Origin of the sequence: Duganella sp. Root336D2 (assembly GCF_001425005.1) — a bacterium.
Classification (GTDB): domain Bacteria; phylum Pseudomonadota; class Gammaproteobacteria; order Burkholderiales; family Burkholderiaceae_D; genus Rugamonas.
The window spans coordinates 216,991-231,520 of sequence record NZ_LMDB01000033.1; the positions used below are offsets into that span (position 1 = coordinate 216,991).

The window sequence follows — 14,530 nt, forward strand, 5'->3', positions numbered from 1 at the left end:
TCAGAGCAGGCGCTTTGCCTCAAGCAGCGCGTCAAGGATGGCCTGGCGGGCGGCGGCGCGCGCCTCGCTGCCCGGCACGCGCAGGGCGTAGGCGGGATGGTAGGTGGCGATGATCCAGCGGCCATCGCGTTCGACCGGCTGGCCCATATAGTCTTTCAGGGCTACGCTGCCGCTTTGCAGGACTGATTTCAGCGCGGTCGCGCCGAGGGCGACGATGACGTCGGGTGCCACGCTTTCCAACTCCGCTTCAAGCCAGTAATGGCAGGCTGCGACTTCCTTCTGCGCAGGCGTCTTGTGCATGCGGCGCTTGCCGCGCGGTTCCCATTTGAAGTGCTTCACCGCGTTGGTGATATAGACCTGGCGGCGGTCGATGCCGGCAGCTTCCAGCGCATCGTCGAGCAACTCGCCGGCGGGGCCGACAAAGGGCTTTCCGGCCAGGTCTTCCTGATCGCCCGGCTGTTCACCGACCAGCATCAGCCTGGCATGGCGCGCGCCCTGCCCGCCGACAGGCTGCGTGGCATTGCGCCACAGATCGCAGCGGCGGCACTCATCCAGTGTGGATGGCTGTTGCTCGTCAGGCTTGGCTTTCATCAACCCATTGTACGAATCGTCAGGACAAACGGCGCACAATGTAATTGTCGATATCGAAGCGCCGCGTGATGTGGTGGTAGTGGAAAGTGAAGCCAGGCCATATCACCAGGTTGCGGCCACGAGAATCGAGGTACCAGCTCTTGCAGCCGGTGTGCCATACGGTGCCCTTGAGCTTCTGTTGCAGCTTGCGGTTGTATGCGCCCTGAACTTCCGCTTGTACATCGACCGAGTGCAGGCCGTCGCGCAGCAGCCGGCATACACCGTCCACAGCGTAGCGCACGCCTGATTCGATCATGTAGACCATCGAATTGTGGCCCAGCAGGGTGTTGGGTCCGGTGATCATGAAGAAGTTGGGGAAGCCGGCGACGGTGGCACCCTTGTATGCGCCTGCACCTTGTTCCAGCGCCTGGGCGAAACTGCATCCGCCACGGCCTCGCAATTCAATCGGACCGTAGGCGTGTTCAACGTCGAATCCGGTAGCGTAGATGATCACATCGACCGGGCGCTCCTCGCCGCTGCCGGTGACGATGCAGTGTTCGCGCACCTCGCGGATGCCCTCTTTGAGCACCGTGACGTTGGGCTGCGACAGCGCAGGGTAGTAATCGTTGGTCAGCAGCACGCGCTTGCAGCCGAGCGTATAGTCCGGCACCAGCTTGGTGCGCAGTTGCGGGTCGGTGACTTGCCGCTTCAGGTGGCGCATGGCTTGCCATTGCATGACTTTTGCCAGCACGGGCAGGAAGATGAACAGCACCACCCGCGATTCAAACTGCACGTAGTGCATGGCGCGGTACAGCAGTTGCAGCGGGCGCACGCGATCCAGCAGCCATTTCTCGACCCGCGTCACCGCCCGGTCCGGACGCGGCAAGACCCAGTGCGCCGTGCGCTGGTAGTGGTCGAGCTGTTGCACCTGCGGCTGGATTTCCGGCACGAACTGCACGGCGCTGGCCCCGCTGCCGATTACCGCCACACGCTTGCCGCGCAGGTCGACGCTGTGGTCCCACTGCGCAGAATGGAAGCTCTGGCCACGAAAGCGCTCTGCGCCGGGAAAACCCGGCACGCTTGGCCGGCCCAGCAGGCCGATAGCGAAGATCACTGTGCGTGCCGTCATTTCGCCCTTGCTGGTGGCGAGAAGCCATCTGCCTGTCGCCTCGTCGAACTGCGCTGAACGCAGCGCCGTGCCGAGACGAAGATGCCGCTCCAGGCCGGATTCGCGCACTACACGCTGGGTATATTCAAGCAGTTCGTCCTGGCGCGGGAACAGGCGGCTCCAGTGCGCGTTCTGCGCGAAAGAGAACGAATAAAGGTGGCTTGGAATATCGCAGGCTGCGCCGGGGTAGGTGTTGACGCGCCAGGTGCCGCCGAACACTTCATCCTTTTCCAGCATGACGAAATTATCGATGCCGGCCTCCTTCAGCTTGATTGCGCTGCATATGCCGCCAAAACCGCTGCCCACGATCACCACGTCGTAATCCATTGCCGCCCCCAGGATGGTTTGGCAGACTATAATTTTGCATTAATAACAAGTCAATATGGAGGCGGGGATGTTCTTCCTTTACGTGTTGGGCGGCGCGGCACTGGCGCTTGCGGCGGCGGATCGCCTATTGCCAGGCCCGGTGGCACGCGCCTCGCTGGCGCTGGAGCGCAAGCGTTCCGGACTCACGCTACGGCATGGCTCCCTGCCCTACCTGGAAGGCGGTTCGGGCAGCGAAGTCCTGCTGCTGGTGCACGGCTTTGCCGGGGACAAGGACAACTTCACCCGCATTGCACGCTTCCTGACGCCGCACTACCGCGTGATCATTCCCGACCTGCCGGGCTTCGGCGATGCAAGGCGCGATCCATCCGCCAGGCACGATATGGCGGCACAGGTCGAAAACCTGCGCGCCTTCATGGCGGAACTGGACGTGCAGCGCTTTCACATGGGCGGCAATTCGATGGGCGGCTTCATCGCCGCCGAATATGCGGCGCGCTATCCTGAACAGGTGGCGAGCCTTTGGCTGCTGGCACCTGCAGGCACCGACGAGGCGCACGCATCGCAGGCAATCCAGCATTACCTGTCTGGCGGCGGCATGCCCCTGCTGGTGCGCGAGCCGCGCGACTTCGACACGATGATGGCGGCCTGCATGGTGAGGCCGCCATTCTTTCCCTATTCCTTGAAGCATGTGCTGGCGCGACGCGCGGTAGCGGATTATCCGCTGCATTGCTCAATCATGCGTGAATTGGTCGAATCTCCCAAACTGAACGGACCGATCAACACGCCCGCACTCATCGTATGGGGTACCGAAGACCGTATCCTCAGCCCCAAAGGCGCCGCTGCCAGCAAGGCATTGATACCGAATGCGCGCTCGGTCATGATGGAGGGTATCGGCCACTTGCCAATGCTGGAAGCCACGCGCAACACCACACGCGACTTTCTGGAATTCCAGCGCTCCCTTAGATCAGGCTAAACAGCTGGCCTGCGCGAGCCATTGTTGTACCCGTGCCCAGCCGGGATCTTCAGGGTTAATTAATTCGTGGAGTTGCATCGATTCGACGGTGTCAAGCAGGGCGGCCGGTCAGGGCAAAAGCGCGGGTTCGCTTGAGGAATTCGTTGAACCGGGAGGCGTGTTCGGGGAAGCGCTCCTGGCCTTCGATGAAGATGGCCTCGGCCTCGTCGAGGTGACCCAGCTTGAGCAGGCATTCGCCTTTGGAGAAAAAGGCCGGCATGCCATCGGGGTTGAGGTAGAGGGACTCGTCCAGGTCGCGCAGCGCCTTTTCATGCAGGCCCAGTTCCATGAAGGCGAAGGCGCGCTTGTCCAGCGCATCGGTGTAGGCGGGATAGAGTTCGATGGCCTTGCCATACTCGTTGATGGCGTCGATGCGGCGGCCTTCGGCGGCATGCAAGCCCGCGCGCTCGAAATGCCCGGAGGCGCTGCGCATGATGGTGCCAGCATCCTGCCCCGTCAGGCGGACATAGAGATCGAAGTCCATGTACTTCAAGCCTTGCAGCTCGCGCGCAGTGGCAGGCTGGTTGCCGGCCAGTTCCCAACCCTCGGCCAGCGATGCTGCAGCACGCGGTGAGTGGGCCATGCGAACGGTCGCCTGTGCCAGCGATTCCGGCGCAGGCTTGGCGGCGCAAGCGTCATAGGTAATGCAATGCGCGGTGGCGCCATCGACAGCAAACACTTTAAGCGCGTTCCAGCCCTGGCCATCCGGCAGCGGCTGGACGAGCACGTCCCCCGCCCTCACGACGAGTTGCTGGCTTGGCTGGAAATTTCCCGCCGCCCTGGCGCGCGGGGCGCCGAGGGCAGCGAAGAAGGAAGTGATGGTTTTAAGCATGCACAGGAGTGTACATGCTTTTTTGGCAGGATTACTGCTGGGCGTAGGCCGCCAGGCGGGCGTCGGTACAGGGCTGCAGGTCGGCCGGGGAGCTGATGTTCATGCCCAGGTCGTTCAGCAGGCCGTCCTTCAGGCCGTAGACGAAACCGTGCACGGTCAGTTCCTGGCCGCGCTCCCACGCGTCCTGCACGATGGTGGTCGAGCAGACGTTGGTCACCTGCTCCACCACATTCAGCTCGCACAGGCGCTCGCTCTGCTTGCCGACATCGGCCAGCGCGGCGCCGAGGTAGCGCTCGTGCTTCTGCGCGACGTCCTGCACATGGCGCAGCCAGTTGTCGACCAGGCCGACGCGGCCGCCGGTCAGTGCGGTGTGCACGCCCTTGCAGCCGTAGTGGCCCACGATGATGACGTGCTTCACCTTCAGCACTTCGATGGCGAACTGCAGCACCGACAGGGAATTCAAATCCGAATGGACCACCACGTTGGCGATATTACGGTGCACGAACACTTTGCCAGGCGGCAGGCCAAGCAGTTCGTTTGCCGGTACGCGCGAATCGGAGCAGCCGATCCACAGGTATTCCGGCGCCACCATCGACAGGTCGCGGAAGTAGTCAGGGTCTTGGGTGACCTTTTTCTCCGCCCATTGGCGGTTGTTTTCCAGCAGGTGCTTCAGTACGTCGTCGCTCATATACTCACTCGAAGAAGTCTTTGACCTTGTCCATGAAGGATTTGGTCTGTGGGCTATGCTTCGCACCACCTTCGTTGGTGGAACGCTCGAATTCGCGCAGCAGGTCTTTCTGCTTGTCGGTCAGCTTGACCGGGGTCTCAACGGCGACATGGCAGAACAGGTCGCCCGGATAACCGGAACGCACGCCCTTGATGCCCTTGCCCTTGAGGCGGAAGGTCTTGCCGGACTGGGTACCGTCCGGAATGGTGAACGATACTTTGCCATCCAGCGTCGGCACTTCGATTTCACCGCCCAGCGCCGCCTTGGCGAAGCTGATCGGCATTTCGCAATGCAGGTCGTCGCCTTCGCGCTGGAACACCGCGTGCGGCTTGATGTGGATCTCCACATACAGGTCGCCCGGCGGGCCGCCGTTGGTGCCCGGCTCGCCGTTGCCGGTGGAGCGGATGCGCATGCCGTTGTCGATGCCGACCGGGATCTTCACTTCCAGCGTCTTGTTGCGCTTGATGCGCCCCGCGCCGGAGCACGATGGGCATGGTTCGGGAATGATCTTGCCGGTGCCGTGGCACTTGGGGCAGGTCTGCTGGATGCTGAAGAAGCCCTGCTGCATGCGCACCTGGCCGTGGCCGCCGCAAGTGCCGCAGGTGACCGGCTGGGTACCCGGCTTGGCGCCGGAACCGTGGCAGGTATCGCACTTGTCCCAGCTCGGCACGCGGATCGTGGTGTCGAAGCCGTGGGCGGCCTGCTCCAGGGTGATCTCCAGGTTGTAGCGCAGGTCGGCGCCGCGGTAAACCTGCGGGCCGGACGAGCGGCCGCGGCCGCCGCCGCCGAAAATATCGCCGAAGATGTCGCCGAAGGCGTCGCCAAAGCCGCCGAAGCCGCCACCGCCGCCCGCCCCCATATTCGGGTCAACGCCGGCGTGACCGTAACGGTCGTACGCTTCGCGCTTTTCCGGGTTGGTCAGCATCTCGTAGGCCTCTTTGACCTCCTTGAACTTCTCTTCGGCCTCTTTGTTATCCGGATTGCGGTCCGGATGATATTTCATCGCGAGTTTGCGATAGGCCTTCTTGATTTCGTCGTCGGACGAATTCTTAGCGACCCCGAGGATCTCGTAAAAATCACGCTTTGCCATGGTGTACCAATTTATGCGAAAAAGCCGAGCGAGCCCCTGTTGGATGCTCGGCTCGGCAGGTCATAGAGTTGACCGGATTTGCAGCTTACTTGCTGTCTTTGACTTCCTTGAAGTCAGCGTCGACTACGTCGTCCTGGGCTGGCTTGGATTCAGCCTGTGCACCGGCACCGGCACCTGCGCCTTCGGCACCGGCTGCGCCTTGCTGCGCCTGCATGTCAGCGTACATCTTCTCGCCCAGCTTCTGCGAAGCTTCGGACAGTGCTGCCACTTTGGCGTCGATCGCTGCCTTGTCGCCATCCTTGATGCTGGCTTCCAGGGCGGTGATCGCAGCTTCGATCTTCTCTTTCTCGCCGGCGTCCAGCTTGTCGCCGTACTCGGTCAGGGACTTCTTGGTCGAGTGCACCAGCGCGTCGGCCTGGTTGCGGGACTCAGCCAGTTCCTTCAGCTTCTTGTCTTCTTCCGCGTTCAGCTCGGCGTCCTTCACCATCTTCTGGATTTCCTCTTCGGACAGGCCGGAGTTCGCCTTGATGGTGATCTTGTTTTCCTTGCCGGTGGCCTTGTCTTTCGCGCCCACGTGCAGGATGCCGTTAGCGTCGATGTCGAAGGTCACTTCGATCTGCGGGGTGCCGCGTGCCGCTGGCGGGATGCCTTCCAGGTTGAATTCGCCCAGGCCCTTGTTGCCGGCTGCGATTTCGCGTTCGCCCTGGTACACCTTGATGGTCACGGCCGGCTGGTTGTCGTCGGCGGTCGAGAACACTTGCGAGAACTTGGTCGGAATCGTGGTGTTCTTGTGGATCATCTTGGTCATCACACCGCCCAGGGTTTCGATACCCAGGGACAGCGGGGTCACGTCCAGCAGCAGCAGGTCTTTGCGGTCGCCCGACAGCACTGCACCCTGGATCGCGGCGCCGACGGCCACTGCTTCGTCAGGGTTCACGTCCTTGCGTGGATCCTTGCCGAAGAACTCTTTCACTTTTTCCTGCACCTTAGGCATACGGGTCATGCCGCCGACCAGGATGATGTCGTCGATGTCGGATACTTTCACGCCGGCGTCCTTGATCGCGGTGCGGCAAGGCTCGATGGTGGCGGTGATCAGTTCCTCAACCAGGGACTCCAGCTTGGCGCGGGTCATCTTCAGGTTCAGGTGGACTGGAGCGCCGTTCGCCATGGCGATGTAAGGCTCGTTGATTTCGGTCTGCTGCGAGGACGACAGTTCGATCTTGGCGCGCTCGGCCGATGCCTTGATACGCTGCAGGGCGATTGGATCCTTCTTCAGGTCCAGGCCGTTGATCTTCTTGAATTCTTCGATGATGTAGTCGATCACGCGCTGGTCGAAGTCTTCGCCGCCCAGGAAGGTGTCGCCGTTGGTCGACAGCACTTCGAACTGCTTCTCGCCGTCCACGTCAGCGATTTCGATGATCGAGACGTCGAAGGTGCCGCCGCCCAGGTCATACACGGCGATCTTGCGGTCGCCCTTGTCGGTCTTGTCCAGGCCGAATGCCAGTGCGGCCGCGGTAGGTTCGTTGATGATGCGCTTGACTTCCAGGCCGGCGATACGGCCGGCGTCCTTGGTTGCCTGGCGCTGCGAGTCGTTGAAGTACGCCGGCACGGTGATGACCGCTTCGGTCACTTCTTCGCCCAGGTAGTCTTCAGCGGTCTTCTTCATCTTGCGCAGCACTTCCGCGGAGATCTGCGGCGGAGCCAGCTTCTTGTCGCGCACGCCGATCCAGGCGTCGCCGTTGTCGGCCTTCATGATCTCGTAAGGCATCAGGGAGATGTCCTTCTGGACTTCCTTCTCCTGGAATTTACGGCCGATCAGGCGCTTCACCGCGAACAGGGTGTTCTTCGGGTTGGTGACGGCCTGGCGTTTGGCAGGTGCGCCAACCAGGATTTCGCCGTCTTCTTGGTAGGCGATGATGGAAGGGGTGGTACGCGCGCCTTCCGCATTCTCGATGACCTTCGGCGCGCCATTTTCCATGATGGCGACGCAGGAGTTGGTGGTGCCCAGGTCAATACCGATGATTTTGCCCATGATTTGTTCTTCCTTGTGTACTAAGTTTAATTACTTCTTATATGTGGAATTTTTGTTTCTTTTCAAGTGCTTACTTTGGCTGGGCAGCCGTCACGATGGCGGGACGCAGCAGGCGGTCCGCAATCATGTAACCCTTTTGCAGCACGGTGACAACAGTGTTCGCTTCCTGCTCGGCCGGCACCATGGCCACGGCCTGGTGCTTGTTCGGGTCGAGCTTTTCGCCGACCGCCGGCATCACTTCGATCAGGCGGTTGCGCTCGAAGGCGGAATTGAGCTGTTTCAGGGTCATTTCGACGCCTTCCTTCAGCGATTCCAGGGTCGGGGTGTCGACTTTGAGCGCCATTTCCAGGCTGTCTTTCACCGGCACCATGGCTTCGGCGAAGCTTTCGACAGCAAACTTGTGGGCCTTGGCCACGTCTTCCTGGGCACGGCGGCGGATGTTTTCGCCTTCCGCCTTGGCGCGCATGAACGCGTCATGCATCTCGGCCAGTTTTGCCTCGGTCGCGGAGAGCTGCGTCTCCAGGTCGGACATCGCAGGAGCTTCAACTGGAGTCGTTTGCTCTTCTGCCTGCTCCACTTCCGGGTTCTGGCTTGGCTGGTTTTCCTGGTCTTGCATCTAAAAGACTCCTACAAAATCATGTTTATCTGACATCTGCTGCTTCATGCACGAGCAAGAAATGGGGCTTGCCCCGATCTTTTCAAGGGGTATTCTGCCCCTCGGTGCAAAGGCCCGGCGCACGCCGGAGGGAGTGTTGTTGTAACTGTAGAGTTACAAATTTTACAAAGCTCTGAGATACGTAAACCGGGGTTTTGACTAAGATGAATCTATGCGGTGCCTGGACACCGCGTCCCTCGGAGCGCATCATGAAGTTGCCATTTATTACAGCATCGATCATCGCGTGGAGCTTCCTTGCTACAGCGGTGATCGTCTTCAGCGAACTGTTCCCCTAACCAGTTATTTTAGCAGGTTAGCACTCACCACCCGCAAGTGCTAACAACTGCTACCGGCGCAGCTTGCGCATCGACGACATGGTCGGCCAGCCGATCATGTGTTGCTCGGCAACCTCGGTCAGGGCGGCAATCCAGGCTGGATGGCTGTTCAGGCAAGGGATGTAGTTGAATTCCTTGCCGCCGTTGGACAGGAAGTCGTGCCGCACTTCCATTGCTATTTCTTCCAGGGTTTCCAGGCAATCGCTGGTGAAGCCGGGGCAGATCACATCCAGCTTGCGTACCCCGTCTTTTGCCAATTGCGCCACGGTCGGCGCGGTGTAGGGCTGCAGCCATTCGGCCTTGCCAAAGCGGGACTGGAAGGTGACCAGGTAGTCGTTCTCGTTCAGGCGCAGCTTGTGCGCCAGCAGGCGGGCGGTTTCCATGCATTCGCGCTGGTAGGTGTCGCCCAGGTCGATGGTGCGCTTCGGTACGCCATGGAAGCTCATCACCAGCTTTTGGCCACGGCCGTTGCTTTCCCAGTGGGCCAGCACGGTTTTTTTCAGCGCGTCGATATAGCCGTCGTGGTCATGGTAATCGCGCACGAAGCGCAGCTCGGGGATGTTGCGCACCTTCTTATAGTGGTCGAACACGGCATCGCTGACCGAGGCGGTGGTGGTGCCGGAATATTGCGGGTAGGCCGGCAGGACCAGGATGCGATCGTGGCCGTCGTCTTTCAGCTTGCCCAGCACGTCGGGCAGCGATGGGGAGCCGTAGCGCATCGCCATCGCCACCGTCACGTCATTGTGGCCGCGCTCACCGAGCAGGCCGCGCAGCAATTTGGCTTGCGCTTGCGTGTGGAACTTCAGCGGCGAACCGTCGCTGGTCCAGATCGAGGCGTACTTCTGAGCCGACTGCTTGGAGCGGAACGGCAGGATGATGCCATTCAGGATGAACCACCAGACCGCCTTCGGGATTTCGACCACGCGCGGGTCGGACAGGAATTCCTTCAGGTAGCGGCGCACGGCGCCAGGCGTCGGTTCGTCAGGAGTGCCGAGATTGACTAGTACCACGGCGGTTCTGGAGACGGAGCCAGGCTGGAGGGCGGGTTCTTTGGCGAACGGCATCTTGGGTACTTTTTGTTATTCGTGGGCGGGCCATTATAAACTCTCCCCCGAAGCACTGATCTCATGATTTGGCCAGCGCCGCCATCACGGCAGTCCGTACGGCATTTTCGCTGCGCATGTCGACTCGCCGCGAACGCGGTTCCGCCAAACTTTCATCGGCATGAAAAGCAGGTTTCCGCTTGAGAGGGTCACTGGAACCTGCTCCAGGTACAAGGTGTCAGAGGAAGTTGCTTGCTCCAGCTGAATGGCCCCTAGGATCAAGCGCACCGAATCTACAAGATCAAGGCATGCGCTAGGCTTGGCACAGACGCTTTCCAATCGCGCTGTCCCCGCCTGGATTCCCGCGCGTGTCGCAGTCAAATCCTTCAACATCGCGTCCAGTGACTTGGCTTGCTCGGAATATTCGCCAGAGCGTACCAAATACAGGCAGACACGAAATGCGCGCTTTATCATCCGAGCAGCGTATTTGCGTTTCAGTCAGGCCGTATGGCTTTAAAGGTCGGCGTTAGCTATTCGCGCATTGAATGCGCCAGCTGCCATTTGGTTTCACCTGGCAGGAGAAGCCAAATGTGTTTCCATGCATTGCGCTTTGTCGAGGCAAGTTGATTGACCAGACATGCTGGCGAAATCGCTTGACCGTTGAAAATGATTTGGTCTCCGACCACCGAGGCATGGAATGTCTTGCGCTTGACGACGATGCGCAGTTTGGTTCCCTCTGGCAGGAATACATGCTTCCATTGATATCCTCCGAGCAGGGCCTGACGGCTCTTCCGGCAGTGGCAAACTTTGCTGCTCGATCCAGGCGGTGATCGCCTTGCTTGCCACCTCCGCGACTTCTTCGCTTACGGTCGAACCGTCGAGAAATTTACAAAGGTTCTCGAACACCGTGAAAGTGACGGGGATGCTGATGGTCGGCTCCATTTTTCCCTCCTTCTTCGCTTCGTTGCGCAATGCTGCGCGATCGTGCGCAAAGTGGCTCTTTTGTGCTCTTTCGCTGCTCCTTTGTGCTCTTTCAGTGCTCCTTTGTGCTCCTTTGGTGCGCTTTTTTGCTCCTTTGCTGCTCTTTTCTGCTCCCGAGGCCAGGAGCAAAAAAGAGCAGTGAAAGAGCACAAAAGAGCAGAAGAAGAGCACAAAGGAGCACTGAAAGAGCAAAAAAGAGCAGCAAAGGAGCAAGAAAGAGCAGCAAAGAGCAGCTTTGCGTGGGCTATGCGAGCAAAACTTAAGGACTCGGAATTCGGAAGGACACCCCAGAATCCTCCGACTGTTCGCAACTGCTTAGAGCCGTGCGCGTGGCATCTTCTGTCGTCATAAATATCTTATCGTTCAGGAATCAAGCCGCGCTCCGGCATGCTTACTGGCAGTTCGATCCACGCCTTCTGATCAGGGTGGGTTGTTCGGCTAACGGTAGTAGTTCTCGATGCACTCGCCACAAATGACTGCTGCGTTACCCTCGACGCAGCCACGCTCGAACTCAAATGGCCGCCGACCACAAAAGGAACAACTCCGACTTCCCATCATGGAATCGTAATATTCCAGTGCCGCTTCGACACTGGTGTTTAGGCTAATCCATCGAGATGCGACTCCTGGGTAATCTTCCTCGGCCCTGGCTTTAGTGTCTTCGATAGTAGTCCCGGATGCGCCAAGAACATTCCAATCTGAATCGCAGTGCAAGAGCATTGCGCCCAGGTCCTGTCCCCGCGTAATAATCTCCAGCATACGGGTCACCGCCCGATAAATTGACTGCTGCAGATTGCTTGATCGCTTCCTCAAGCATATACGAGGTTGAATCAGGAGCCTGGCAATATGCCGGATATTCGGAGTGTTCGTGGAACCTTTGCCGAGAGTACGGAGGGCACAACGGAGCAGGAAACAGGGACAAGTACTTGGCTGGCGCAGCGTAATCGTTCTCGAGCAAATTCCCATACATATCCGCCGCCGGCACGTAGCGCGCGTAGAACTCGGACGGCGTCATTGAGCCTGCGAGAAGCGACAGCCATGCAGGAATAACGTCTCCCCAAAGCAGGCGCCAATCCATTGGCATCACGCAGCTATAGGAGGACATGGCGCAATCAAGAGGCCAGCAGCTCGCGGGCGTGCTTGCGGGTGGTAGCGGTGATTTCAAGCCCCCCCAGCATGCGCGCTACTTCTTCGATACGCGCTTTCTGGTCCAGTACTTCGATGCGCGAGGCGGTGCGGCCGTTGTCCGATGGGCCTTTAGCAACCTGGAAGTGCTGGTTGCCCTGGCTGGCGACTTGCGGCAAGTGCGTTACGCACAGGACCTGGCGTTCCTGCCCGAGGCGCTTAAGCAGGCGGCCTACTACTTCAGCGACGCCGCCGCCGATGCCGCTATCGACTTCGTCGAAGATCAGTGTCGGCACCGTCGTCGCGTGCGAAGTGATCACAGAGATCGCCAGCGAGATACGCGCCAGTTCACCGCCCGACGCCACTTTCGCCAGCGGGCGCGGCGCCACGCCGGCATGACCGGCAACCAGGAATTCCACCTGCTCCACGCCGTACGCTGTCGGCTCGCACGGACGCAGCGCGATCTCGAAGCGGCCACCGGACATGCTCAACTCCTGCATGCCCTGCGTAACGGCCAGACCCAGCGATTGTGCGGCCTTCGCTCGCGTCGCCGACAGGTCCGCAGCCAAAACGAGGTAGGAAGCCTTCAGCTTTTCCTCCTGCTTGCGCAAGCCTTCCAGGTCCGCTGCATCTGCCAACTGCGCCAACTTTTCCGACAAGCGCTCATGCTCGTCCGGCAAATCATCAGCCAGCACGCGGAATTTGCGCGAAGCCGAATGCAGCGCCTCCATGCGAGCATCAACCTGGCGCAAGCGCGCAGGGTCCAGCTCCACGCGGTCCATGTAGGTATTCAGCGCATAAACGGATTCCTGCAACTGGATGCGCGCCGACTCGAGCAGGTCGACCACCGGCTGCAATTCGGCATCGACTGACACCAGCTTGCCGAGCCGAGTCGCAATCGTGGTGACTTGCGACAGCACCGGATGATCTTCCGCTTCCGACAGCACGCCCAGCGCTTCCTGCGCGCCTTCCAGCAGGCTGGCCGCGTGCGACAGGCGCGAATGTTCGTTGCCGATTTCCGCCCACTCGCCTTTTTTCGGCGCCAGCTTGTCCAGCTCCGTTACCTGCCACTCCAGGCGTTCGCGTTCGAACTGCAGGTTGGCCGCGTTGGCTTCGTATTCTTCCAACTGCTTCGACAAAGCGCGCCAGGCGCGGTATGCGGCGGTCACTTCCCGCACATTGGACCCGCCCTGGTTATCCAGCAGCTCGCGCTGCGAGTCGGTTTTCAGCAGCGACTGGTGCGCGTGCTGGCCGTGGATATCCACCAGCATATCGCCCAGCTCACGCAATTGGCCAGCCGTCGCGGCCACGCCGTTGATGAACGCTTTCGAACGGCCTGCGTTGTCGATCACACGGCGCAGCAGCGCGCCGCCCTCCTCCACCGCAAACTCGTTCGCCGCCAGCCAGGCCTGCGCCTGTTCGGTCAGCGCGAAATCGGCGGTAATGTCGGCCTTGGCCGCGCCCTCGCGCACCATGCTGCCATCGCCCCGGCCGCCCAGCGCCAGCGTCAGTGCATCAATCAGGATGGATTTACCGGCACCGGTTTCGCCGGTGAAGACTGTGAAGCCAGGGGAAAATTCAAGCTCAATCGAATCGACAATAACGAAATCGCGGATGGACAGGGTTCGAAGCATCAGATTTTGCCGTCAGTAGAGGGGTATTCGTTCCAGTGCAGCTTTTCGCGCAAGGTGTTGTAGTAGCTCCAGCCTTCCGGATGCAGGAAGGTGATGGTGTGCGGCGACAGGCGGATATGGATCCGGTCACCGTTCGCCAGGCTGGCAAAGGTCTGCATGTCAAAGTTCACGGTAGTGTCTTTGCCGCGCTTGATCTCGATCATGATCTCGCTGGAGTCGGGCAGCACGATCGGGCGGTTGGACAGCGCGTGCGGTGCGATCGGCACCATCACAATGCCGCCCAGCGTTGGGTGCAGCAGCGGGCCGCCGGCCGACAGCGCATACGCCGTGGAGCCGGTGGGGGTCGAAATGATCAAGCCGTCCGAACGCTGGTTGTACATGAACTGGTGGTCGACGTCGACGCTCAGCTCCACCATGCCGGCGCCGGCGCCGCGCGATACCACCACGTCGTTGACGGCGGTGCCGAAGAAGATCGCCTTCCCTTCGCGCATGACGCGCCCTTCCAGCAGGGTGCGGCGCTCGGCCTTGTGGGTGCCGCCGAGGATGCGGCCCAGCACGGGCAACATGTCTTCCTGGCGGATGTCGGTCATGAAGCCCAGGCGGCCCTGGTTGATGCCGATCAGCGGCGTGTCGTAGGAGGCCAGCTGGCGCGCGATGCCCAGCATGGTGCCGTCGCCGCCCATCACCACCACGGCGTCGGCGCGCTCGCCGATGCCCTGCACGCTCATCGAGGGAATATCCGTGATGGCGAGGTGCTCGGCCGTGTCAGCCTCCAGCACCACGCTGTAACCGCCCTGCTTCAGGAAGTCCAACACATCGCGCACCGGCTCTTCGATGCCGGTGGTATTCGGGCGGACAACCAGGGCAATCGTGTTGTACATCGGATGCGTAGCGGACATATCAATCTCGGTCAAAATATGGGGGTGGCAACACGCAGCAGAGTAACCCATAATGCTTGCTCATGCCATGCATTGCGACGCTGGCCGATACGCCGATAAACACTGT

Annotated in this window: 12 protein-coding genes; 1 reads left to right on the forward strand and 11 read right to left on the reverse strand. The window is 60.5% G+C overall.

The features are described 5' to 3' along the window. Together ASD07_RS19290 and ASD07_RS19295 are read right to left on the reverse strand one after the other, a co-directional pair. Positions 1-591, reverse strand: a complete 591-nt coding sequence (locus tag ASD07_RS19290) for a UdgX family uracil-DNA binding protein (RefSeq protein WP_055934029.1) — start codon at positions 589-591, stop codon at positions 1-3. A gap of 19 nt (positions 592-610) precedes the next feature. After that, on the reverse strand, positions 611-2,065 hold the full coding sequence (locus ASD07_RS19295; protein ID WP_055934032.1) for an NAD(P)/FAD-dependent oxidoreductase: 1,455 nt from the start codon (positions 2,063-2,065) through the stop codon (positions 611-613). Between the two features lie 67 nt (positions 2,066-2,132). Between ASD07_RS19295 and ASD07_RS19300 the strand changes: the two genes are divergently transcribed. Then, entirely contained in the window at positions 2,133-3,035 is a 903-nt protein-coding gene (locus tag ASD07_RS19300; RefSeq protein WP_055934034.1) for an alpha/beta fold hydrolase, read from the forward strand. Between the two features lie 91 nt (positions 3,036-3,126). Here ASD07_RS19300 and ASD07_RS19305 read toward each other — a convergent pair whose 3' ends face one another. From ASD07_RS19305 to ASD07_RS19345, 9 genes are all read right to left on the reverse strand, one after another. Further along, positions 3,127-3,906 carry a tetratricopeptide repeat protein gene (locus ASD07_RS19305; protein ID WP_055934035.1) on the reverse strand — a complete coding sequence of 260 codons (780 nt, stop codon included), beginning with the start codon at positions 3,904-3,906 and terminating at the stop codon, positions 3,127-3,129. A gap of 31 nt (positions 3,907-3,937) precedes the next feature. Continuing rightward, positions 3,938-4,594 carry a carbonic anhydrase gene (locus tag ASD07_RS19310; protein WP_055934037.1) on the reverse strand — a complete coding sequence of 219 codons (657 nt, stop codon included), beginning with the start codon at positions 4,592-4,594 and terminating at the stop codon, positions 3,938-3,940. A 4-nt stretch (positions 4,595-4,598) separates the two neighbouring features. Continuing rightward, positions 4,599-5,723, reverse strand: coding sequence for a molecular chaperone DnaJ (gene dnaJ / locus ASD07_RS19315; protein ID WP_055934039.1), 1,125 nt, complete (start codon positions 5,721-5,723; stop codon positions 4,599-4,601). A gap of 85 nt (positions 5,724-5,808) precedes the next feature. Continuing rightward, the gene (gene dnaK, locus ASD07_RS19320; protein ID WP_055934041.1) at positions 5,809-7,755 is read right to left on the reverse strand and encodes a molecular chaperone DnaK; all 1,947 of its coding nucleotides are present in this window, start codon (positions 7,753-7,755) and stop codon (positions 5,809-5,811) included. Between the two features lie 70 nt (positions 7,756-7,825). Continuing rightward, complete coding sequence (gene grpE, locus ASD07_RS19325) at positions 7,826-8,371, reverse strand: nucleotide exchange factor GrpE (protein WP_055934043.1); 546 nt, start codon at positions 8,369-8,371, stop codon at positions 7,826-7,828. A 385-nt stretch (positions 8,372-8,756) separates the two neighbouring features. Then, positions 8,757-9,809, reverse strand: a complete 1,053-nt coding sequence (gene hemH, locus ASD07_RS19330) for a ferrochelatase (protein ID WP_055934044.1) — start codon at positions 9,807-9,809, stop codon at positions 8,757-8,759. A 546-nt stretch (positions 9,810-10,355) separates the two neighbouring features. Continuing rightward, positions 10,356-10,730, reverse strand: a complete 375-nt coding sequence (locus tag ASD07_RS31020) for a hypothetical protein (protein ID WP_156398098.1) — start codon at positions 10,728-10,730, stop codon at positions 10,356-10,358. Between the two features lie 1,148 nt (positions 10,731-11,878). Beyond that, entirely contained in the window at positions 11,879-13,525 is a 1,647-nt protein-coding gene (recN, locus tag ASD07_RS19340; RefSeq protein WP_055934047.1) for a DNA repair protein RecN, read from the reverse strand. Continuing rightward, positions 13,525-14,424 (reverse strand): NAD kinase, encoded by a 900-nt coding sequence (locus ASD07_RS19345; RefSeq protein WP_055934481.1) that lies wholly within the window; start codon positions 14,422-14,424, stop codon positions 13,525-13,527. Before ASD07_RS19345 ends, recN begins: the two co-directional genes overlap by 1 nt. Between the last annotated feature and the right edge of the window lie 106 nt (positions 14,425-14,530).

Bases quoted from the DNA above. Each gene is read 5' to 3' on its own strand.
- ASD07_RS19290 (WP_055934029.1), bottom strand. From the start codon at position 591: ATGAAAGCCAAGCCTGACGAGCAACAGCCATCCACACTGGATGAGTGC.
- ASD07_RS19295 (WP_055934032.1), bottom strand. From the start codon at position 2,065: ATGGATTACGACGTGGTGATCGTGGGCAGCGGTTTTGGCGGCATATGC.
- ASD07_RS19300 (WP_055934034.1), top strand. From the start codon at position 2,133: ATGTTCTTCCTTTACGTGTTGGGCGGCGCGGCACTGGCGCTTGCGGCG.
- ASD07_RS19305 (WP_055934035.1), bottom strand. From the start codon at position 3,906: ATGCTTAAAACCATCACTTCCTTCTTCGCTGCCCTCGGCGCCCCGCGC.
- ASD07_RS19310 (WP_055934037.1), bottom strand. From the start codon at position 4,594: ATGAGCGACGACGTACTGAAGCACCTGCTGGAAAACAACCGCCAATGG.
- dnaJ (WP_055934039.1), bottom strand. From the start codon at position 5,723: ATGGCAAAGCGTGATTTTTACGAGATCCTCGGGGTCGCTAAGAATTCG.
- dnaK (WP_055934041.1), bottom strand. From the start codon at position 7,755: ATGGGCAAAATCATCGGTATTGACCTGGGCACCACCAACTCCTGCGTC.
- grpE (WP_055934043.1), bottom strand. From the start codon at position 8,371: ATGCAAGACCAGGAAAACCAGCCAAGCCAGAACCCGGAAGTGGAGCAG.
- hemH (WP_055934044.1), bottom strand. From the start codon at position 9,809: ATGCCGTTCGCCAAAGAACCCGCCCTCCAGCCTGGCTCCGTCTCCAGA.
- ASD07_RS31020 (WP_156398098.1), bottom strand. From the start codon at position 10,730: ATGGAGCCGACCATCAGCATCCCCGTCACTTTCACGGTGTTCGAGAAC.
- recN (WP_055934047.1), bottom strand. From the start codon at position 13,525: ATGCTTCGAACCCTGTCCATCCGCGATTTCGTTATTGTCGATTCGATT.
- ASD07_RS19345 (WP_055934481.1), bottom strand. From the start codon at position 14,424: ATGTCCGCTACGCATCCGATGTACAACACGATTGCCCTGGTTGTCCGC.